Origin of the sequence: Lewinella sp. LCG006 (genome assembly GCF_040784935.1) — a bacterium.
Classification (GTDB): domain Bacteria; phylum Bacteroidota; class Bacteroidia; order Chitinophagales; family Saprospiraceae; genus Lewinella.
Map to the genome: position 1 here is coordinate 7,185,159 of NZ_CP160680.1, position 22,557 is coordinate 7,207,715.

Sequence of the window (22,557 nt, forward strand, 5' to 3'; positions counted from 1 at the left end):
ATACAGAAACATAACTTTCCACCAATAAATAGTGGTACTTTAGGACTTGGAAACAGTGCAAACAATTCATGAAAAGAATACGGATCAAAGATATTGCGGCCAAGGCCGGCGTCTCTACCGGTACGGTCGACCGTGTTCTTCATCAGCGAGGTGATGTTTCCGAAAAGGCTCGTGAGAAGGTAAAGGCAGCGATGGAGGAGTTGGGGTATGAGCGTAATCTCATTGCCAGTACCCTGGCTTACAATCGAACCCTGACCATGGCCGTACTACTCCCCTACCCTGATACGGATGAGTATTGGTTGGCCATTCACCAGGGCGTGCAGAGGGCTAAGCATTCGCTACAACATTTCGGTCTGGAATTAAACATTCTCAACTTCGAATTGGCCAACCCCCGCCACTTCGCCGAATGTGCTAACCAACTCTTGTCCGAACCGCCGGCAGCCTTTCTTTTTGCACCTCTTTTTCAATTAGAGGGCATGGATTTGGCGCGGCGGCTGCAAGCGCAGGAAATTCCCTACGTTATGATCAACACCCGTCTGGCCGAAGCCAATGCCCTTTGCTACGTGGGGCAGGATGCTTACCAGGCAGGATTTTTGGGTGCCCGCTTGCTACACGCTCACCTGCCGCCCGGAACACAACCTCTGATTTTACACCTGGAACAACAGGTCGACAATGCGCCCCACTTACTGGCAAAAGCGCATGGGTTCCGTGCTTACTTTGCCCAAACAGACATCGCTATTACCACTTTAACGGAAGAGATCAAATCTTTTCATCGGCCGCTATCCATTCTGGAACAATGGGACATCATCCGCAAAAAACATGACCGTATCGGTGGTGTCTTTATTTCCAATTCCCGGGCCCATTTATTCGCCCATGCCCTGGTAGCAAGCCAACGAAATCTCCCACCGGTGGTGGGCTACGATCCTATTCCTGCCAACCTTGCAGCCCTCCAAAAGGGACATCTTCAATTCCTTATCAACCAACATCCGAAAGCGCAGGGCTACCTCGGTGCTTCCACCTTATCGGATTACCTTTTGCGCCAAGCAACCATCCCCCCCGACAAACTCCTTCCACTGGATATAGTTGTCCGGGAGAACATGGCTTATCTGGGCAATTTAGATATTCTCGTTGGCGTCATTTAAGTACCGGGTTAATAGAATTGTTCTGACTGTCAGGCAGGCCCGCATGGCTAGTCGGACAGGGGACTTCTGGTAGATGGTAGAAAGACTTTACCCTAAAAGTCCAGCTTAGCACGGGTGAGGTAGCGAACAAAAGCTGAAAAAAGTCTATTGCAAGGGTAAGTACCCCAAGTGTTCATCAACGGACATGCTAGGTCGAAAATTTAATGCTTCTTGAGTTTAAATCACTTTACAAATTTTATGCAAAACCCGATAAAAGCTTTTTCTCTATCTGAATTGGAAGAAAAACAACCTACCCATTTACTTGTCAACAATCTCGATTTGGTTATCATTCGCTATGGCGAAAAGGTATCGGCCCTTTACGGGCGCTGCCATCACCGGGGGGCACTCCTTTCGGATGGATTCATTGAAGGGGAAAACCTCATTTGTGGTCTCCATGGTTGGGATTATCGCTATGACACTGGCGTGAGTGAATACAACAATGAGGAAGCGCTCCACAAATTCACCACAAAAATTGAAGACGGTACCGTCTGGGTTGATGAGGCGGAGATCGACGATTACTTAAAAAACAATCCACAGCCTTTCGACCGTGATGCTTACTTAGGGGCTTATGCTGATACCCATCCGGAAAGCACAGAACCTTACACGGGGTACATCAAGGAGTTGGCAAAACATGGTTTGAAAAAACATGGTCACCATGGGCCTTCTGCCGCGATGGGGGTTGACCGAAACACCCTTCCTAAGTGGGAAAATATTCAGTTTCTGCCTGCTCAGTTAGCGAGTCGTCCGCTGATGGACGAAGACGAGGTGAGTACCAAGGTCGTCATTGGCCCGAAAGCCAAAAAGCCGCTCATGTTAAACATCCCTATTTTTGTTTCTGACATGAGTTTTGGAGCACTCTCCAAAGAGGCCAAAACGGCGCTGGCAATGGGTGCTGAGTTATCGGGTACTGGTATTTGCAGTGGTGAAGGAGGAATGCTTCCCGCAGAACAGGAAAATAATTCGCGTTATTTTTATGAGCTCGCGTCCGGAAAATTTGGGTTCAGTTGGGAAAAAGTAAAAAAAGCACAAGCTTTTCATTTCAAGGGTGGCCAGGGTGCGAAAACAGGTACAGGCGGCCACCTTCCAGGTAACAAAGTAACTGCCGAAATAGCTGAAGTTCGTGGAATTAACGAAGGAGAAACAGCCATCTCCCCAGCTGCTTTTCCAGATCTGCGTACAGTCGATGATTTCAAAAAAGTGGCAGCGCAAGTCAGAGAAAAAACGGGAGGTATTCCCGTAGGATTCAAGATTGCCGCCAGTCATATTGAAGCCGATATAGACTTTGCGCTTGAAGTAGGCGTCGACTATATTATCCTTGATGGCCGTGGTGGTGGCACAGGATCCGCACCCACCATTTTACGAGACAATATCAACGTACCAACTATCCCAGCGCTAGCGAGAGCTCGTAGACATTTAGACAAACGTAATAGCAATGACGTTACCTTGGTCATCACTGGTGGACTAAGGGTAGCCGAAGATTTTGCGAAAGCGATGATGCTTGGTGCTGATGCTATTGCTGTAGCCAATTCCGCCTTGCAAGCGATCGGCTGCCTGGGAATGCGGGCCTGCGGATCAAACAATTGCCCCGTAGGTATTGCGACCCAAAAAGAAGACCTTAGAAGTAGGTTGATCGTTGAAGCTTCCGCGCAGCAACTCCACAACTTCTTTGAAGCGACGACATCATTGATGAAAGTTGTGGCGCGCGCCTGTGGCCATGACGATGTCAGAAAATTTAATTTCAATGACCTTAGCACCATGGATTATTCCATGCACCGCTTAACCGGAATCAACTATGCAGGGATACAATAACACCGACCAAACGCTCCACCAAATTTGCCAAATCCTGGCCAAAGCCGGACGCAGTTTTGTGCCCAAGCAGGACGATGACAGTCATACCAATCTTTATTTTGATGCGCTAGCACAGCGTATCCACACCCATCCTTTTGGTGATCCGCAGCGAACACTGGCGTTCCACCTATACAACAGCACTTTTGAATGGGTGGATGCCCGTCAGCGGCCAAGCATGATCACCAAGCTGGCCGGACAAACCATGGCCCAGTTGGAGCAACTAATTGCTGGCCAGCTATTGGAAACAGGATTGGACGAACAGACCTTTTTGGAGCCACTCCATTTTGAAATCCCTAAATATGAGCATCCCGATATTTTTATGCCTCTCACTGAAGAGGCCGTAGGCGAATGGCGCTACTATCGTCGAATGGCTAATCAGGTAGGGAATGCGCTACTAGGCTTCCTCCAACAAGAAGGGCAAGCTCGCATCTGGCCCCATCATTTTGATACGGGTACCTACTGTATTGTTGACAATTACATGGGCATCGGCTACGGTCTGGCGATGCAAGACGAGATGGTAGAAGCCCCTTATTTTTACTTATCGGGTTACCCCCAGAAAGGTGAGGTGGATTATCACCGAAAGCCGCCTCTGACAAATGGCCACTGGCTGCTAAGCGACCATTTTCAAGGAGCTGTACTGCCCATCACCCAACTTCCCGGCAAAGGGAGTATGAAGATGATTCTAAAATTTGTGCAAGAAGCGACCGAGTGGTATCTGAAGTGATTTTTAAGCAACAGCTTTATTTCGCCCTTGAATCAATTCCGACAAGATCATTACCAGCCCACAACCAATAGGGTTGAGCCACAAATAGGCGACGTTTACGGCTTCAATCTGGTCGAGGTAGAAAATCACTATCACTGCTATTTCTGCTAAGATCGCTGCCAGGAATACTGCTTTCCCGCCAATACGCTTTTGGAAGAATGCGACCATAAAAATCCCCAGAATCGAACCATAAACCAACGAGCCAATCATATTGACGGCCTGGATCAAGTTTTCGAAAAGGTCTGCGTACAGTGCAAAGATGAGGGCCAAAGCTCCCCAAAGAATGGTAAACCACTTTGAGGCGTTGAGGTAGTGATGATCTTCTTTGTCTTTGATTAACGAGCGCTTATAGATGTCAATAACAGTGGTGGTAGCAAGGGCATTGAGCTCAGAAGACGTAGACGACATAGCAGCAGAGAAAATGACGGCCAACAACAAGCCAACCATTCCAATCGGCAGATAATTAATAACAAAGGTGATGAATACGTAGTCCGTATCCTTGGTTTTGGCGGTGCCATTACTAGCTACGTCAATGAGGGATCTTACTTCTTCCCGAATGTCAGCATCAGCCACTTGTAGTACTTCCAGGCGCTCGGCAGAAGCATTGATCGTGGCTTCGTCTTTCGTATCCAAAGCAGTGATCATGTTATTGACAGCAGCTTCTCGCTGGGTAAACAGCTCATCGTAGGTAGACTCGAGGGAGTCTAATTGGGATGCCGTCACCGGATTTTCCTTAACAATGGCCAGGTTGGCTGTATTGAAGTGAATCGGTGGCTTGACGAACAAGAAAAAGATGAATACCAAAATCCCCACAAACAAGACTAAAAACTGCATGGGAACCTTGATGATTCCGTTGAACAACAGCCCCAGACGGCTTTCTGACAAAGAGCGCCCACTGAGATAGCGTTGTACCTGCGATTGATCCGTTCCAAAATAAGAGAGGAACAAGAAGAAGCCTCCTAACATCCCCGACCAAAAAGTATAGCGGTTGCTCATGTCAAAGGAAAAGTCCACTACGTTGAGCTTCCCTAATTTTCCTGCGACATCCACCGCATCAATGAACCCTACCCCTTCCGGCAGTTGATTCAAGAGAATAAGCGCCGCGATAAACATCCCCGAAAGGATGATAATCATCTGTTGCTTTTGGGTCACACTCACGGCCTTGGTGCCCCCCATGACCGTATAGAATATCACCACAATTCCAATGCCCAAAATCGTCCAATTGAGCCGCCATTCCAATAAAGTACTGAGGATAATCGCCGGCGCGTAGATCGTAATCCCTGCCGCCAATCCTCGTTGAACGAGGAACAATATGGCGGTAAGCGTGCGGGTACGCAAATCAAAACGGCCTTCCAGGTACTCATAAGCCGTGTAAATCTTCAGTCGATAATAGATAGGGAGTACGAAAATACATAGAAACACCATCGCCAGTGGCAGACCGAAGTAGAATTGCGCAAATCGCATCCCATCCTCAAAAGCTTGGCCAGGCGTTGACAGAAAAGTAATGGCACTGGCCTGAGTAGCCATCACGGACAAACCGATGGTCCACCAACGCAGATCACGGTCACCCATCAGGTAACTTTCAACGCTTTTTATGTTACGGGTATGATAAACACCATACAAAACAATCGCACCTAAGGTGCCCAGCATAACCAACCAGTCGAGCCAATGCATTCCAGGAAATTTAAGCGTGAATTTGGGTAAACCAATAGAGCAAACCAATAAAAATAAAATGCAGCGCAATCACCAACACATAGAGGTTGCGCCAACTACCCAGAATGGGCGGAGTATCATCTTCGGTATCCTTTTCCAAATGAGTTGGATGATCAGTCATAATCACGATTGGTTTGGGTGGGTGAAGATAGAAATTTTTAACAAGTCACTTGGCAGAAGGTTTTCCGAAAGCTTTAGACAAGCCATAGCTTGCTGTGAATACCATGCCCTGTCGAGACAAAAAACAGGGGTGAATTTGACAGGTAACTTGCCTGTTTTATCAAAGGAGATGACAAGTAATTCAAGAATTAAAAAAGAAGAGATTTTTAAATGAGTAAAATTAAATTCAGTAAAAACAATAGACATTATCTATTTAGAGCATGTTTGGAGCGGATTACTTTTGAAAATCAATGATTTAGCGTTCTGGCTAAACTCAAAATCACGCGCTTGGCGGGTCAAGTAAGTGATTTTGAGTGACGCCAGGTTGCTAAATGCTTGGTTTTCGGTGCAAGCAAGCTCCAAACATGCTCTTATACCCAAAGGCTACTCCCCGCCTAACTGTTCCCTTTCAATCCGTTGCTAATTGTTCTCCCTATTCTTCCCTTCATAATCAAGGTGATGCTTACATTTGCAGCAAATCTATCACACATGGAATTTGATACTTCGCAAATTGAAGGTTGGATGAGTACACTTATCGACTTTGCGCTCAAGTACGGACCTCCTTTATTGTTGGGGCTGATCATCCTTATTGTTGGCCTGAAAGTGATCTCAAAAATTCACACCCTCGTCGCTAAGGCCATGGAGGCGGCAGGGATCAGTGAGAGTTTGGTGCCATTTTTAAGTTCCGTCGTTTCTGTAGGCTTGAAAATAATTCTGTTACTGCTGATTGCCAGTATTATTGGTATCGATATTGCCTCTTTTGTGGCCATTTTGGCAGCGGCCAGTTTTGCTGTTGGATTGGCACTACAAGGAAGTCTCAGCAATTTTGCTGCGGGCATCATCATCCTTATTTTCCGGCCTTATAAAGTAGGGCAATGGATTGAAGTGTGTGAAAAATTTGGCCGAGTGGAGGAAATCCAGGTATTCAACACCTTGATTGTCACACCAGGCAACAAGACCTTAATCATCCCCAATGGGCAGATCGTTGATAACATCGTCACCAATTTTTCTGAAAAAGGGCACGTTCGGATCGAACTGGCCGTGACCATGCCTTACGGGGAAGACTTTCCTCGGGTTGAAAGTATTATTATGGATGTACTGCGTAATACGCCAGGCGTACTGGAAGAACCAGCCCCCGCCGTGGGTATTGAGACATTTGACAGCCATAATATCGTTCTTACCGTCCGTCCTTACGTCAACCCTGATGATTATTGGCCAGTGACTTTTGCCGTAAATCGCAATATCAAAGCGGCCTTTAACAGCCACAATGTTCAGGTTTCCTACTCTGAAGGTATTGAGTTGGGGCCGATTGGAAAATAGTATGAAGCTTGCCTTTGGGCATTTAGCAAAGGCGCTGTACTCAAATGGCAACCTCTACATTATCAGGCACTTAACACAGGGTACAGGGATTTTGATGACTCCAGCTTTGGCGCCCTACCAAGTGCCATCTACCCATGCCCCCCTGAAGCCTGAAGCGAAGTTAATTCTCCCTAAAATAGTAAACATAACGACCATGCAAAATCCACCTTTTCACCTCGCGTTTCCGGTAACGGACCTGGCCGCTACACGCAGTTTTTATGCCGACCTTATTGGTTGTGAAATGGGCCGCTCCGCCGAACGCTGGATAGATTTTGATTTTTTCGGACACCAACTTTCGGCCCACCTCGTAGACAACGGCCTCCCCGAAGGTCCCACCAATCAGGTAGACGGCAAAAATGTCCCCGTACAACACTTTGGTGCCATCCTGGATATGGATACCTGGAATGCATTGGCGGAACGTTTAAAAGCTGACGGTCAGGAATTCATCATTGAACCTTACATTCGTTTCAAAGGCGAAGTAGGCGAGCAAGCCACTATGTTCCTCCTCGACCCCAGCGGCAACGCACTGGAATTCAAGGCTTTCAAAGATCAAAGCATGATTTTTGCTACGAAGTGAAAATGGTTGTTGGTTGTTGGTTGATGGTTGATGGTTAACAATCAACTTTCAACCATCAACTATCAACCAAAAAATCAACCATCCCTCCGACAAAAGTCCAACAACTCCTTATACACCGGGCTGGTCGCCAAGATTTTGTCGTTGCCTAAAAGCACGAGGTGAGAACGTGCACGCGTCATGGCCACATTCAGCTTCCGGTCGACACCTTCTGTAGAGAGGGCACTCAGTGATTGCATCTGCCTTTCAGCATTGGTACATAAGCTGATCAGGATAATATCGCGTGCGCCACCCTGATAGCGTTCTACTGTATCAATGGTGTAAGCCTCAGGGTTTAGTTTTTCAGCTTCCAGCATGCTCCGAATCTGAGCAATCTGTGCCCGGTAAGGAGTGATAATTCCAATTGCTCCAGCACTCAAGGGTGCGCCATTTTCTTGGGCCAGGCGTTCAAAGGCTTTTACCAGATCAACCAGCAGGCGTGCTTCGTGTTCGTTGGTTTTAAGTGTTGAACTACCAGCGTCGATGGGCGTAGGTAAATAAACCAGTCGTTGCTTACAAAGCGCCTGTTCCAGCGCATTGGCATCGGGTGGCAGTTGCCAATCGATGGGCTTTTGCTGAAGCTCAAAACGGGCTGTATTTGCGGGTAAACATTGTAAGTGCCCTTGGTAAAATGCGTTGGCCGGAAACTGCATGATATCCTGGTGCATTCGCCCTTGATGGGTGAGTTGCCCATAAGCCCAATCCCAAGCTTCTGCCTGGCATTTTAGATAAAGGCGTTCAAAAAGGGACTGACTCAAATCCGTAATGCCTGCTTCCCGGAGCGACTGATCACGGACGCGGGTAAGTTCTTTGGTCTGCGTCACCACGGCCGGCAGTTGCCGATGATCGCCAATGAGTATCCACTGGGGGAAACGCCCAAGTAATCCTACCAGCAGCGGCTCCAATATCTGCGATGCTTCGTCGATGATAACGCGCTGAAATTTCTTTAGCTGAAACAGATCCGTTTTATTGGCTAAAGAAGCTACCGTACCCACAAATATGCGGCGTTGCTCAATCAGCTCTCGTAGTTCCTTGCGGTTGTGGATGCCTTTGATGGCCCCTTGCAAAAGTTGGTCTTGGTACCTGGGGTGCGTACCATAATTGGAGCCGATCCGCAAATACTGCCCTTTGACATGATCCCCAATGGCTTCAATCGACTCACAGATTTCATCCACCGCGCGGTTGGTATAGGCCAAAAGGAGGACGTTTTCGTCGGTGTTTTCCAGAAGGTGCTTGACCAAATAGTGAAGCATCACACTGGTCTTGCCTGTTCCCGGAGGGCCCCATAATAGGAAATATTCAGGAGCCGCCAGCATCCGATCCAACAGCTCAGCCTGCTCTTCGGTGAGCAGCTTGGGCCATTCCCGCATAGTGGGTTCTTCCCGCTGCGGAGCACGTGCACCCAATAGCAGGTGCCGACGATCAGGTGGCGACTGTGCCCACTCAAACAAGCCTCGGTAGTAGGCGTTAATACTGCTATCCAGCAAATCATGCTCCAGCGTCCAATATTCTTCTTCGTAAAATAGGCGATCATTGAACTGTTTACTACGCAAGCGGACCGTCACCTGTTCCTGATCCAACGAAAGGATGGTACATTTGAAGACCTGATGATCAAGTACTCCCTTGCCGTCTTCAGAATACGGAAAAAGCACGGCGATGTCTCCTACCCTGAAATTGGCCAGGGTGTTGGTTTGTTCACCACGTAAAAGGATCAGGATGGGTTCCTCTTCCTTGGTTTTATTGACGGCCAGTTTAAGCTGGGCGAGCCGCTGGTAATTTTGTTCTTTTTCTTGTGGATGGTCCAACCACAAACTGGCCAGTCCATTCATCTGGTCCATTCCTTGCACCCCCGTTTTCGCCAGTCGGTGTTCGCGTGCGACAAAGCCGGAAAAAGCGCCAAAATAAGCTTGCTCTACGCTAGTAAGTCGATAAAAAGCATCCGCGAAGGTTTGCAAATCCTGGGCGGCAAAACCTTTCAAGTGGGGGTATTTGTCTGCATTGAGCTTGCTAAACAAACGCCGGGTTTGCCCCAACAAATCCTCTTCCGTAATTCCCAATTGGGCCAACAAATATTCGATGGCTAGCAACTGGTTGCGTAGCTGTAAGGCCTCGTACTGCTGGGCTTTGATCGCCGGAGCAAATCGCAGTGGGCGTTCTTCCTGGCTACTGTAAAGAATGTAGCAGCCCACATTGGTATCTCCTCCGTAAGCCGAACGCACCAGAAAATCGTAAAGCACCGTCTGGATATAGTGATTAGGGCTGATGCCGTGGATATTCGGTTGGTAAGGCTTCCCGCTTTTCAATTCCACAATGACGGTGCGGCCCTTGAATTGCGGACTCCGGTAAAGCAAATCCAGGCGGCCTTGCAGGCCGTAGCGTTCGCTGTAAAACGTGGGCTCCAGATAGCAGTATTCGTTGTTCATCCCTTCCTGCGCAAAACCCTGCACCACCATCTGCTTGAGGCGCACAAAATGCCCTTGCGCCTTGCCCATCATCTCCCTAATCTGGCGATCTGAAAACAAGCAAAATGCCAGGGGATTGAGGTTGAAAATTTTGGTGGCCAGTGATTTGAAGGTCACCTCCGGGTCGTTCATCAGCTCATCCAGAAAAAAGTTGGCTACGTTTCCCAGCATCAAAGCGACCGTTTGCTCAAAGGGTAGAAACTTTTTCACCAGATAGCCCCAGGGGTGTGTATCCTTGCCGTGAAAACACTCTGCTACCGCTGAGACATCAATCAAGAAATCGGGTTCCAGCACAAATGCCCTCGGACGGTAAATACCATCCACCCCCACTTCCACATCCAGTATATTGAGATTCACTGGGAAGCCAGTCACTTTACGCATCAGCTGGATGGTTGGATCAAACAACTCATTGCGGTCGGCCAGATGATATTGGATACGTACTTCCTGATCTGGGTAATCTTCATCGCGGGCAATAAGCTGCTGCAGGGCAGGATCATCTCCCAACACCAACACCCTTGCTTCGGCCCGGAAGGCCGCAATGGCCACCTCTTGCATCGGCAGGGCCCATTCCAGAGGCAAGGTTACCGCTACCTCTTCACTCGGCGGTTGTCGCCAGATAGCCAGAATAAGGTCGGCGATCACTTTTGAACCCAAATCTACCGTTGCTACATCTCCTTGTGCTTCTTTCTTTCGCGCCAAGCGTCGGAACAAATGCACGTAATACTGCAAAGACTTCGGCAGGGAATACTTGTGCCCCGCATAAGCCATACGAGCGAAATAGGTCGTAAAAGGCAGCTTTTCCCTACGGGTAACTTCCTCAAAAATCAACTGCAACAAATGCAAACAAGCCACCGTCTGGTCTTCATTCGACAATGACGAATGCGTCCGTATCTTGTACAGCTCACGGTAAAACAAACCCGCTAATTCCTGTTTTGGTTGATCTTGGCCCATTAACACAAAGGTAAATAGACTTTCGTCAAAAGTCTGTAGAAAGATGCGGCTGCTTTGCGCACTCTGAGTAGAGGGTAGAGGGACTTTGATTTTCCCAGCGGAACTCAACTTATAATTTCCAATATTGATATATTAGACTAATATTGATAATCAAGCAGTGATGATCGCTGTATCCCTATACCCTATACCCTATACCCAGTACCAACTACGCTAAGATTTTTAGTATTTTGTGTTTCAAATCATATTCCTTCAGATGCAAAAAGTTCTCCTCTTCCTTTTACTCATTACTACCATGACCTCCTTAAAAGCCCAACCTCCCGCGGCCTTAGCCGCCTTCGAAGCCCGTACTTTTACCGACGAGCAATCCGGCTACCTACTCCCCTATCGAGTGCTTTGGCCGCAAGGTTACGACCAAAATAAAGAAGAAAAATATCCGCTGGTATTGTTCCTACACGGAGCTGGCGAGCGGGGCAACGACAACCAACTACAGCTCACCCACGGCACACCTCTTTTCCTGGACAATCAGCAGCAGTTTCCCGCTATTGTCCTGATGCCGCAATGCGCCACCGAAGATTACTGGGCCCAGATGGTCAAGGACGAAGACCAGCGTCGATTCAATTTCAACGAGCGCCCCAACCCCGGCCTGGCAGCCGTACAGCAACTACTCCACACCTACATTGACACCGAAAAGGTTGACCCCGACCGCGTCTACCTCATGGGGTTGAGCATGGGTGGTATGGCTACCTTCGAGTTGCTCGCCCGCGAACCGCAGACGTTCGCTGCCGCCATCCCTATTTGTGGGGGTACCAATCCGGCACTGGTGGGGCTCTACGCCCAGCAGGTCCCCCTCTGGATCTTCCACGGCGCAGAGGATGAGGTGGTGAAGGTCGAAAACTCGCGCCGCATCGTCCAGCAGTTGGCAAGCCTTGGCGTTGTCCCTCGTTATACCGAGTACCCTGGCGTCAACCACAACAGTTGGGACCATGCTTTTGCCGAGCCGGGCTTGTTGGAGTGGTTGTTTGGATTTAAGAAATAGTGTAAGGGTGGAAGGGTGTAAAAGTGGAAGGGTAGGCTGTTCAATCTAGGGAGGAAGGAGTGAGACGCTTTTAGGCCTATGTTCAAGACCCACCCTCTGACTCCCTCCCTAGTGATGGAGGGAGAAATTGAGTTCATAAAGTATTGATTATCAAAATTTAATACAACTCAAAAAGCCCCTCTCCTAGTTAGGGAGGGGTTGGGGTGGGTCGTGAATTCAAGCTGAAATACATCTCAGCCCAGATTGGTCAGATTGAACAGTCTAGGTGTAAAGGTCTAAAAGTGTAAGGGTGTAAAGGTGGAAACATTTACACTTTTACACCCAACAACTTTTACACCTTTTATCATGGCGCCTCCCCTTCAGGGTCGCTCCCTTCCAGGGTTCGTCCCGGACTACTGGCGGTGGGTTCACCGCACAGACAATAGGTCGGCACTGCTCACTGTGTTCGCACCTTCCAGGCAGCTGGCGCGGGGGAGTCGTTAGTGCTATCGTCTCCCTTGAAACGACGCCAAACTGGACTTTCGGCAAAAATCTGTTGCGGGCTGCTTCGTGTTCCTGGTGGGTAGCTCCCCTCAACTGCGCAGCCTTGTATTTGGTGCTGGTAGCTTAAATTGCCAGGCATCTAAGAGATTCCAGGCAATATTTGCGCTAGGGGAGTTGGAAGAAACCTTTAGGGTGCCTTTCAACTTTCGCTCTATTGACCGGAGCCTACTTGTGTGTAATTAGTAGCCGCTGGAAGAACCGATCCACAGGAGCGGTCTGCCTGCCAGCGGCACGTCAGGCAGGGAGAAGATCCCTTTGATGTGATGCAAAACGAAGCCGATTTAGAATCAATACAACGCTGCGCAACTGTGTAGGAAACTCCTAAGTTTCCCAAAAACCTCCTATCTTACCCCCATTCACCATCCTTCCGTTGTCATGCACAAATCACTTCTTGCTTTAGCTGTATTATTCATCATCAGCTGCTCTCTTGCCGCCCAAATGCCCGCCATCCTCACCCTCGAAGAAGAAGCTCACCTGCGCGATCAGTGGCTGGAGCAGCGAGTGGAACGGATTTTGCCCGAGCTCATGCGCCGCGAGGGCATCGACATGTGGTTGCTCATCAGCAGGGAATACAATGAAGACCCAGTGTTGAAGACCTTCCTGCCCAGCACCTGGCTGTCGGCACGGCGGACGACGATCTTGGTGATGTACGATACGGGCGAAAAAATCGAAAGCCTGGCCTGTGCCCGCTACGCGGTGGGCAGCATCTTTGAGAAAGCTTGGGACAAAGAGGCCGAACCCGACCAATGGGCAGCCCTCGCCCGACTCATCGCCGAGCGTGACCCTCAGAAAATAGCCATCAATCGCTCCGAGCATTTTGGGCTTGCAGATGGGCTGACCTCCTATCATTACGATCAGTTGCAGAACTACCTCCCAGAGAAATACCGCAACCGCCTCGTCAGTGGCGAACGCCTGGCGATTGGCTGGCTGGAAACCCGCTTGCCGGAAGAAATGACCGTCTATCGGCAAGTGATGCGGATAGCTCATCAAATCATTGCCGAGGGCTTTTCCGAACAAGTGATTACCCCAGGGGTAACTACCACCGATGAGGTCGTATGGTGGTACCGCGAACGGATTCGCAAACTCGGCTTTACCGCCTGGTTCCATCCCACTGTTGATGTACAACGCGCTGATCCTGAGAATACAGAGAGCAACCGTAGTTTTGCCGGACGGCCCGCCGAGGAAGTCATCCAGCCAGGTGATCTGCTGCACGTAGATTTTGGCATCACTTACCTGGGCCTCAATACCGATACGCAACAAAATGCCTATGTGCTTAAATTTGGCGAAACCGCTCCGCCCGATTATTTGGTAGCTGCACATCAGAAAGGCTTACGCCTGATGGATATCCTCACCAACAATTACCGTACCGGCCGTTCGGGTAACGAAATACTGGCAGCTTCTTTACAACAGGCCAAAGCCGAAGGACTGGAACCTACCATCTATACCCACCCGATTGGCTACCACGGCCACGCTGCGGGCCCTACCATCGGTATGTGGGACCAACAAGGTGGCGTGCCCTACAATGGCGATTACCCCCTCTACCCCAACACCTGCTACGCCATCGAGCTCAACAACGCCATCTTTCTTCCCGAATGGAACAAAAAAATCCGCATCATGCTCGAAGAAGATGCTTTCTTCGATGGCCAAAGCTGCAATTACATCGACGGTCGGCAGACGGAGTTGTATTTGATTCCTAGGGTTTTGACTAATCATGGGAAGTAAATCTTTCAAAGTCGGAAAGCGGAAGTGGGAAGTCGGAAGTATTTAGGGCAGCTAGTATCAGGAAGAACTCAGACAGAATGAACTAACACCCCATACACAAATACGTATGTCATATTATTTCCAACTTCCGCTTTCCCAATTCCGACTTCCCTAAACCGGTATCCTCACTTCCACCACAACGCCCTTGACCTGGTCGCCAACGACAATATCCTTGATCTGGTAAGGCGTGACTACAGTGCTGTGCGCTAACAATTCCAACCTTTCCTGAATCACTTTGAGGGCCGTAGATCGGTGATCACTGCTGCGTTGGGTATTACTTGCTGTGAGGCCAGGGCCATTGTCTTCAATACGAACCAATAGTATCGAGGGGCCTTCTTCGGCGAAGGTCACGCTGATTTGGCCATCTCCTTCCTTGTTCCTCATGCCATGATGAACCGCATTTTCCAGAAAAGGCTGAAGCAACATGGGGGGGATTTCGATCAAATCGACTTCCAGGGTTTCCGGAATTTCAATACGATAAGAAAAACGATCCCCCATCCGAAACTGCTCTAAGGCAAGATAATGTTGCAGGTTATCGATTTCATCACTCAGGGTAATCTTGCTGGCTCGAGAATGGTAGAGCGTTGAGCGCATGAGAGCCCCAAACTTGGTCAGGTAAGCACTGGCGCGCTGGTAGGCGCCTTGGTTCAGTTCATATTGTATTCCCTGCAAAGCATTGGCCAAAAAATGAGGATTCATCTGCAATTGCAAGGCTTTTTGCTCCAATTCCAACAGTCGGTTTTCGAGTCGTAAGCCTTCCGCTATCTGGCGTTGCTTTTGTAGGCGGCGATGAAAGATACGCCAGAGGAGCAGTACAAAAAACAAGGCCATCCCTCCTATCAATGATCCACGAAACCAGGAGGTTTGCCAAAAGGCTGGAACGATTTCAATGGGCAGTTGTAGCACATCACTTTTGCGGTTGCCCTCTCCTATTGCTCGGGCCATGAAGGTGTAGCTACCCGGTGGCAATTTTGCGTAAGAAACAATGCGCTGGTCACTGGGCGGTGTCCATGCGTCTTCCCAACCTGCCAAACGCCATTCGTACTGCACCTCTTGGGGTTGTGCCAGATCCTGGGCCGTGAGTTCAAAACGAATTTGATTTTGGTGGTGTGCCAGTTGCAGGCCAGGTACGACAACTTTTCCCCAACCATCAAGTACTGTTCGCTGAATAACTTCCTCTATGGGTCGGTACGACAGCTGAATTCCCGCCAAGGAGAGCAATGGTGGTGACAGCCGGGTTACCCTCATCGGCTTATTCTCAAAGAGCATCAGTCCATTCATGGTACCTACCCACAAATTGCCCTGAGCATCGGCCAGTGCAGCATCCGTACAAGTTTCTATGCCCGTAAATCCTTGTTTCTCACCATAAAACTCCACGGCTTTAATGTTTCGCGCAGCATCAAGTGTAATCCGATCCATCCCCCGCTCACTACCTACCCATAGCTCTTGGGCATTGGTAAAGGCAAGACAGTATAGGTTGTTGGATTGCAAGCCATCTTGATTTTGAAAAGTAGACAAGCGGACACCTTCAGCAGTTTCTCCCACTCGCACCAAGCCACGGGCGGTGGCCAGCCAATAGTAACCAAGGCTGTCCTGGCGCACCGCTCTCACGGTATTGGAAGGCAGGCCATCTTGCTTGGTCAGTTGCCAGTGTAACTTATTAGGTTCCCAACACGCTAATCCTTGTTCACGGTAGGCAATTAACAGGCGTCCTTGCTGGTCTTTTTGAAGACTTTCAATTCTACCGATTGGTAGCTCGTGTTCTCTACCAAAAGTTTGGCAACGAAAGGTCAGCCCCGTTGAATCTTCCGTCATGCGCAGCAAGCTCAAGCCTTCGTAAGCTGTTGCTACCCACCAGCTGTCTCTTCCGGCGGGTGAAATGGCTAAAATATATTTCCCACACGCATCAACCTCTACCCAGCTGCTATCGGTGCGTACTTTGAGGCCATCTCCTGGTGTACCCAACCACCACCAGCCGCGGTAGTCGTGTGCCATCGATTTTATTTTTTCACCGCTGATTTCTGGTTCTGATAGCTGAGCAACGGGACCACTTTCTGTTTGGCGATAGACCCCATGATTGGCAAGGGTAAAAAAGATGCCTTGGGTATCTACCTCACAAAGCGCATATACGGCTCGATCCGGCAGCCCTTTATTTTGATCAAAAGCAGCAAAGGGGGCATAACGGATACAACTGAGCCCGCCGCCAGAAGTTCCTACCCAGATATTGCCCCAGCGGTCGCCGGTAATGGCCCGAATATGATTGCTACCCAAGCCATCCTTACGTTCCAAAGGCAGCCATTGTCGACCACCTTTAGGAAGCACCAGCAAGCCCTCATCCTGCGTACCCAACCAACTGTCTCCTTGTTCGGAAACGTAAAAAACGGTAGGATTGCGCGCAGGCACTTTACGGGCATGGAGCGTATCTCCTTCTACAGAAAAAAATTGCCCCCCAGGAGCTAGCGCCCAACTTTGCCCCCGCAGATAACGGTACATCGACCAAATCTGGCGGCTTCCATTATATTCCCCTACTAAAGCAGTCCAAGCCTTGTTTTTCCAGGCCCAAACGCCGCGATCGGTCCCCAACAGTAGCCGATCTTGCTCGTAAGACAAGCAGTAAACCTGCAAATAAGGCTTGGGAAAACCAAGCTCCTCCCAATCATTGCCCTGATCCTTGGAAAAATAAATTTTCTCCGTCGTCAAAACCCAGATGGAAGCTTCATCCCCCTTGATGTCAAGTACCTCTTGTTCGCGTATTATTTCCTGAAAAGTAGTACCGTCATAAACCGACAAGCCTCCTTCAGTTCCTACCCATATTTGTCCGCGAGCGTCTTCCCACAAGGCTGCTACATTATTGCCCAAAAGGCCCTCTGCATCCGCAAACGTCTTAAATTTTTGACCATCAAAACGCGACAATCCACCACCTTGGGTACCCGCCCACAAGAAACCTCTGCTATCGGCCAACAAGGCGTAGACCTGCGACTGTGCCAAACCATCACTCACGCTGTACGTCTGTACCCGACGAGGTTGGGCCAACGCAACGAAGCAACAACTGCATAGAAAAAAGGAGAATAATAATCGGAGCATAGCGCAATTTTCAAGAAGCATAGTAAAACTTACCCTGCATTCGTTTTCTCCTCAATCACCTTATTCAAAGCGTCTACATTATCCTTGCCGATGGTTTCGGCTATTTGACGCCGATATTTAGAGGTCACAGATAGAAAACGATACAGCTCTTGCGCCTCTTTTTTGCTCTGCTCTGGTAGACTGGCATAGCGGTATTGCTCAAAATATTTGTCTAAAGCTTTGAAGCGCCATTCATTGTCTTTAGTATAGATACCTACATTATACAAAAGCTCCGCCTGACGCAATGCTTTGTATTTAGGACTCAGATTGTTCAAGGCATCAATAAATCCCAACAAGGTATCAACTTTGGAGGTTTCCAGATAGTAGGTTTCCCCCAAACCAGCTATGACCAAGGCCAGTTTTTCCTGATCTTCTTTCGCTAAATCATTGATTTCTGCCTTGCGCTTGTTGAACAGCTGAAAAACATAATCCCCACACTTGGCTTTCTTACTGACACTGTAAAAGTTGGCTAGATCAAACATCTCTTCCAATCCTAACTCCTTCACTTCTGAAACCGTTTGTACCTGTGTTTGCGCCTTTGATTTCGGGAGTTCTACCTCCCCGATGATGGTTCCTTGATCTTCTTGGGTATTGACCAATAACTCAACTTTTTCGCCACCACCACCAGCAGACGTAAGGTACTGGTCTTGCGTTTCCTTTTTCAAATGATTGATGGCCGATGCGGTATCTATTTCCGGCACTTCACTTTTGAATTTAAACAGCGCGATTAAGCATAGTCCAAAAATTAAAACCGGGGCAATTCCTTTGAGTGCCAAGCCAGCAAAATTGACCTCGCCTTCTGCCGACTGCATGTCTTTTCGGAATCCACTGTGAAAAATAAGCGCAAGAACAATAATGAGCATCGCCGCTATGATTGCGTAAACGATGATACTGTTATCCGAAATTACAAACCCCATAATTATTCACTATAAGTTAATGCAATCAAGGTAAGACTTTTATTTTAGAGACTATAAATCATTACCTTCGCCACTTCAAAACATGCTATCATTTTGTCTACTTCTGACACTTTCCCCTCTCTAGCTAAGTGGCTATATTTAGCAATCAGTATCTTCCTTGTCACCTCCTGGTTTTCTACGGGGTTCAACCAATCCGATGAGCATTTTCAAATTTCAGAATTTGCGGGATTCAAATTAGGCATCAATGAAGTGCACGATCTCGCCTGGGAATACCAGGCCCGGATGCGCCCGACATTACAGCCTGCAATGGTCGTCATAGCTCATAAAACAGCTGCAATATTCGGCTGCGAAAACCCTTTCACCATTGCTTGGTTGTTGCGGCTGCTCAGTGCTGCTTTCTCGCTGGTAGTCAGCTGGCTACTCTTTCGTGTTTATGCTTCGCGCTTTACCGAGGGGCATCAACGTTGGGCCTTTTTCCTCTTCAGTTTTTTCCTCTGGTTTGGCATTTACAATGGGGTACGTTTCAACTCTGAAACCTGGTCTGCCAACACTTTTGCCTTGGCCGTAGGACTTTTCAGCTATTGGAAATCTCCTCATTGGCGGCAATACCTGGCCTTAGGTTTGTTAGTGGGTTTATCTTTCGTCTTTCGCTATCAGGTAGCTTTCATGATTGCTGGTTTTGGGCTGTGGCTAATTTTCATCCAAAAAGAAAAGGTGGGAAAGCTAATGGCTTTTATTTTGGGAGGACTACTGATGGTAGGCATTGGAACAATGGTCGACCGCTGGTTTTACGGCGAATGGGTATTCAGTCCCTGGCACTATTTCGAACAGAATATACTGCTAGACAAAGCATCTACCTTTGGTGTAGACCCTTGGTGGAAGTATTTTGAAGAAACAATCATCAAAGGCATTCCTCCTTTCGGGCTTTTGTACTTGCTTGCAGTAGGTCTATTCATCTGGAAAAAGCCTAAAGACCTCCTGAGTTGGATCACCATTCCCTTTGTGGGTATTCACTTACTGATTGCCCACAAGGAGTTGCGTTTTTTATATGTCCTTTTGCCTTTCCTCCCCATCGCGCTCAGTACTGCCTTGCAATGGTGGGAAGATCGCCGCCAAGGTCCCCTCTGGTCTGCGCGAGGTTATCGCCTAGGCTGGCGAATTTTCTGGACGCACAATGCCCTACTCACCCTGTTCATTATGTTCTGGCCCATTGTCATGGAAATGAACATTTTTCGTACCGTTTACGACCGCTACGAAACGCCCATCACGATTTACGGTGTTCAGGATCACCCCTACAAAGCAGCTTTGTACATCCATTACTATAAACGTTCCAATTTGTGTGTCGCTGAGGTTAGCAGCCTCGACAAGCTTCCCCTTTACGGAAAAGAACCTTACCTACTGGTGGTTGATCGTCGTGAAGGCTATCCAATCGACCGTATACCTGGCGACAAAGACCTTATCTATAGCAGCTTTCCTGACTGGATAATGCACCTCAATTTCAACAATTGGCTAGGTAGATCGCAGTGGTGGTTGGTGTACGAGGTTCAGCCTTAGGGGTCGGCGAAAAGTGTAAAAGTTGGGTAAGTGTGAGGGTGTAAAAGTTTAAAAGTTGGATAGCTATTGGTTGGATGGTTCAATGGTTGACCTCGTGAGTCGTTGCACAACATTTAGAGCATGTTTGGAGCGGATTACTTTTGAAAATAAATGATTTAGCATTCTAGCTAAATGCTTGGTTTTCGGTGCAAGCAAGCTCCAAACATGCTCTTAGGTGACATAAATACGCATAAGCCCCCCAAAACCCCAAAAAAGACAGTCATCCCCCTTTGCATGAGCAAAAAAGGATGACTGTAAGGAAGCCGAATGGCTTATATATCTCTCAGAGATGATTATTCAAAAACTTCCAACATAGGAAGATGAACAACTTTTTCTTCTTCCGGACCGACACTGGCGAAACCAAGGATTCCTCCCGATGCTTCGGCAACATGCTCCGCAAAAGTGCGGAAGTTTTTGTAGTAAATCGCCGCATCATAAGCCCCCAACTTGTGGAGAATAGGGTTCAACTTTGCTAGTTCTTCGGAGATGACCTGGGTACGTTCGGCGGTATCTTTTGGCAAACGGATCACCATTTCATTGATACGGGTAGTGAAATGATCACTTACCAACTTGAAATAGTCGTTCAACTTGCTAGCGTGGTCGTAACTGCGAATTTTCGTAATCTTCTCTGCCCACTCCAGCTCGTTATCGTCCATATTACCGTCGGCTCCAGCGACAAGAATGGTAATTAAGGGGATTGCATCAACCATGTGCTGCTTTTCCGCTTCGGTGAGTTTGCTAAATTCTCTTGGCATTTGGCGCTAATTTTTTAAACGCATAGATAGGAAGACCCATGACAATAAAGTCGGTCTTCCAATGATGCCGCAAAAATAGAAATTTTCTATAAAGAATCGAAAGAAAAAAAAGAAAGCGCCCGACAAGCGGGCGCTTTACCTAAATGCTAAGTTGCTTATTAACGGAAGCAATAAAATAAAAGTCTTGATGGGGATTGAACCCATCAACTATCTAGTCCACCTGGTCGTGGAGGTAGGAGTTGCCTCTACGCAATTCCGGTTCTTCCTCATCACCGATGGTCCATTTTGAGAGGTCGTGGCCTTCCGAGCGGGGAATATTGTCCAACTGGACGCCTCGTCGCAGGTAAGCAGGCTCACTTTCCATCTCGTTCACGGTTTGTGGGTTATTCAATTTTACGTGCTGGCTACGCAAGCGTTCTCGGCGCCGTTCTTCCATCTCACGAGCGCGCTCTTGCTCCGCAGCGATTTCAGAAGGGTCCTTGGCGTGAGGATCTTCGTAAGCATAGTTCCGACGCTGGTAACGCGAAACGGTTTCCTGCACATCGTCAAATTCGAAAGTGGGTGCCTGGGGCGTATCTTCACCTTCGTAACCAATACGGGAAAGGTTATTAGGTTGGTTCGGCTGATTAGGCATTTTGGGTGCTTGCTCCTTGCGGGCAGCCTCCTGCTCATCATCCAGGCTCACCACTACGCGATTTGGTTCTGCCTTCTCAATGCGCTTGCGCTTGTTCTCAAAACCAGTAGCGATAACCGTCACGCTGATCTTATCGCCCAGGGTTTCATCAAAACAGTTACCCCAGATAAGGTCTGTTCCGTAGCCCGCTTCTTCCTGTACGAACTCTGTGATTTCAAAGATTTCGTCCATGGTCACCTCACGGGTACCACTGGTGATGTTCAGCAGGATATGCTTGGCACCACGAATGTCATTGTCCTCTAGCAGCGGAGAGTGCAGGGCCTGATCAACAGCTACCCGGGCACGGTCGTCTCCTTCTGCCATAGCGGTACCCATGATGGCTACACCACTTTCTCGCATAACGGTATTGACATCCTCAAAGTCAACGTTCACATAACCGGGAACAGTGATGATCTCGGCAATGCCTTTCGCTGCTGTGGTCAGAATGTTATCGGCTTGGCCAAAGGCATCCGACAGGCTAAGGTTACCATGGATTTGACGTAATTTGTCGTTAGAAATTACGATTAGCGTATCCACCTGGCTCTTCAGTTCTTCCAGGCCTTCGGTACCCTGAGAGGTACGACGACGTCCTTCAAAGGTGAAAGGCAAGGTAACGATTCCCACCGTCAGGATGTCCATTTCCCGCGCCGTGCGGGCAATGATAGGAGCTGCTCCGGTACCCGTACCACCGCCCATACCTGCCGTTACGAACAGCATCTTACAGTCGTTGCCGAGGTAGCGTTTTACATCTTCAATCGACTCTTCACAGGCCAACTTACCCACATTGGGTTTTGAGCCTGCTCCGCGGCCTTCCGTGAGGTTAGGACCGAGCTGGATTTTGGTTGGGATCGGACTTTGGTCCATCGCCTGATTATCGGTATTACAGATGGCGAAATCTACGCCAACAATACCTTGCTTATACATGTGGTTGACTGCATTGCTACCGCCGCCGCCAACGCCTATTACTTTAATGATGGGGCTTTCGCCCTTTGGCAGATCGAAAATCATGATCTTAAAATTTTATGCTGCCGAAGATGATTTGGTATCAGTAAATCGCTGCTCTTCGGTATCAGTTGTTAATAGAAAATATCACAAATGGAATTCCGA

15 protein-coding genes are annotated in these 22,557 nt (G+C 48.5%); 8 read left to right on the forward strand and 7 right to left on the reverse strand.

Annotated features, from left to right (window positions below; all coding sequences use genetic code 11):
- Window positions 1-68 precede the first annotated feature (68 nt).
- The 3 genes from AB0L18_RS26380 (at window position 69) to AB0L18_RS26390 (ending at window position 3,753) form a co-directional block, all read left to right on the forward strand.
- The gene (locus AB0L18_RS26380; protein ID WP_367390318.1) at window positions 69-1,142 is read left to right on the forward strand and encodes a LacI family DNA-binding transcriptional regulator; all 1,074 of its coding nucleotides are present in this window, start codon (window positions 69-71) and stop codon (window positions 1,140-1,142) included.
- Between the two features lie 237 nt (window positions 1,143-1,379).
- Entirely contained in the window at window positions 1,380-2,990 is a 1,611-nt protein-coding gene (locus AB0L18_RS26385) for a glutamate synthase-related protein (RefSeq protein WP_367390319.1), read from the forward strand.
- Window positions 2,974-3,753, forward strand: a complete 780-nt coding sequence (locus AB0L18_RS26390) for a hypothetical protein (protein ID WP_367390320.1) — start codon at window positions 2,974-2,976, stop codon at window positions 3,751-3,753. The genes AB0L18_RS26385 and AB0L18_RS26390 overlap by 17 nt, the downstream gene beginning before the upstream one ends.
- 3 nt (window positions 3,754-3,756) lie before the next feature.
- On the opposite strand, the gene AB0L18_RS26395 is transcribed toward AB0L18_RS26390, so the two are convergent.
- Together AB0L18_RS26395 and AB0L18_RS26400 are read right to left on the reverse strand one after the other, a co-directional pair.
- Window positions 3,757-5,466 carry a sodium:solute symporter gene (locus tag AB0L18_RS26395; protein WP_367390321.1) on the reverse strand — a complete coding sequence of 570 codons (1,710 nt, stop codon included), beginning with the start codon at window positions 5,464-5,466 and terminating at the stop codon, window positions 3,757-3,759.
- A gap of 10 nt (window positions 5,467-5,476) precedes the next feature.
- Window positions 5,477-5,626 carry a hypothetical protein gene (locus AB0L18_RS26400; protein ID WP_367390322.1) on the reverse strand — a complete coding sequence of 50 codons (150 nt, stop codon included), beginning with the start codon at window positions 5,624-5,626 and terminating at the stop codon, window positions 5,477-5,479.
- 527 nt (window positions 5,627-6,153) lie between these two features.
- Here AB0L18_RS26400 and AB0L18_RS26405 point away from each other — a divergent pair.
- Together AB0L18_RS26405 and AB0L18_RS26410 are read left to right on the forward strand one after the other, a co-directional pair.
- Window positions 6,154-6,984 (forward strand): mechanosensitive ion channel family protein, encoded by an 831-nt coding sequence (locus tag AB0L18_RS26405; protein ID WP_367390323.1) that lies wholly within the window; start codon window positions 6,154-6,156, stop codon window positions 6,982-6,984.
- A gap of 193 nt (window positions 6,985-7,177) precedes the next feature.
- Window positions 7,178-7,600: a VOC family protein gene (locus AB0L18_RS26410; protein WP_367390324.1), complete on the forward strand. Its 423-nt coding sequence runs from the start codon at window positions 7,178-7,180 to the stop codon at window positions 7,598-7,600.
- A gap of 74 nt (window positions 7,601-7,674) precedes the next feature.
- On the opposite strand, the gene AB0L18_RS26415 is transcribed toward AB0L18_RS26410, so the two are convergent.
- Window positions 7,675-11,049, reverse strand: a complete 3,375-nt coding sequence (locus tag AB0L18_RS26415) for an AAA domain-containing protein (protein WP_367390325.1) — start codon at window positions 11,047-11,049, stop codon at window positions 7,675-7,677.
- A gap of 253 nt (window positions 11,050-11,302) precedes the next feature.
- Between AB0L18_RS26415 and AB0L18_RS26420 the strand changes: the two genes are divergently transcribed.
- Together AB0L18_RS26420 and AB0L18_RS26425 are read left to right on the forward strand one after the other, a co-directional pair.
- The gene (locus AB0L18_RS26420; protein ID WP_367390326.1) at window positions 11,303-12,085 is read left to right on the forward strand and encodes a prolyl oligopeptidase family serine peptidase; all 783 of its coding nucleotides are present in this window, start codon (window positions 11,303-11,305) and stop codon (window positions 12,083-12,085) included.
- 918 nt (window positions 12,086-13,003) lie between these two features.
- Window positions 13,004-14,350, forward strand: coding sequence for a M24 family metallopeptidase (locus AB0L18_RS26425; RefSeq protein WP_367390327.1), 1,347 nt, complete (start codon window positions 13,004-13,006; stop codon window positions 14,348-14,350).
- Window positions 14,351-14,500: 150 nt separating this feature from the next.
- Here the strand turns inward: AB0L18_RS26425 and AB0L18_RS26430 are convergent, their stop codons facing one another.
- Together AB0L18_RS26430 and AB0L18_RS26435 are read right to left on the reverse strand one after the other, a co-directional pair.
- Entirely contained in the window at window positions 14,501-17,473 is a 2,973-nt protein-coding gene (locus AB0L18_RS26430; RefSeq protein ID WP_367390328.1) for a two-component regulator propeller domain-containing protein, read from the reverse strand.
- A gap of 29 nt (window positions 17,474-17,502) precedes the next feature.
- Complete coding sequence (locus AB0L18_RS26435; protein ID WP_367390329.1) at window positions 17,503-18,429, reverse strand: hypothetical protein; 927 nt, start codon at window positions 18,427-18,429, stop codon at window positions 17,503-17,505.
- Between the two features lie 93 nt (window positions 18,430-18,522).
- Between AB0L18_RS26435 and AB0L18_RS26440 the strand changes: the two genes are divergently transcribed.
- On the forward strand, window positions 18,523-19,983 hold the full coding sequence (locus AB0L18_RS26440; RefSeq protein WP_367390330.1) for a glycosyltransferase family 39 protein: 1,461 nt from the start codon (window positions 18,523-18,525) through the stop codon (window positions 19,981-19,983).
- 332 nt (window positions 19,984-20,315) lie between these two features.
- Here the strand turns inward: AB0L18_RS26440 and AB0L18_RS26445 are convergent, their stop codons facing one another.
- Together AB0L18_RS26445 and ftsZ are read right to left on the reverse strand one after the other, a co-directional pair.
- On the reverse strand, window positions 20,316-20,777 hold the full coding sequence (locus AB0L18_RS26445; protein WP_367390331.1) for a hypothetical protein: 462 nt from the start codon (window positions 20,775-20,777) through the stop codon (window positions 20,316-20,318).
- A gap of 211 nt (window positions 20,778-20,988) precedes the next feature.
- Window positions 20,989-22,458, reverse strand: coding sequence for a cell division protein FtsZ (ftsZ, locus tag AB0L18_RS26450; RefSeq protein ID WP_367390332.1), 1,470 nt, complete (start codon window positions 22,456-22,458; stop codon window positions 20,989-20,991).
- Window positions 22,459-22,557 lie beyond the last annotated feature (99 nt).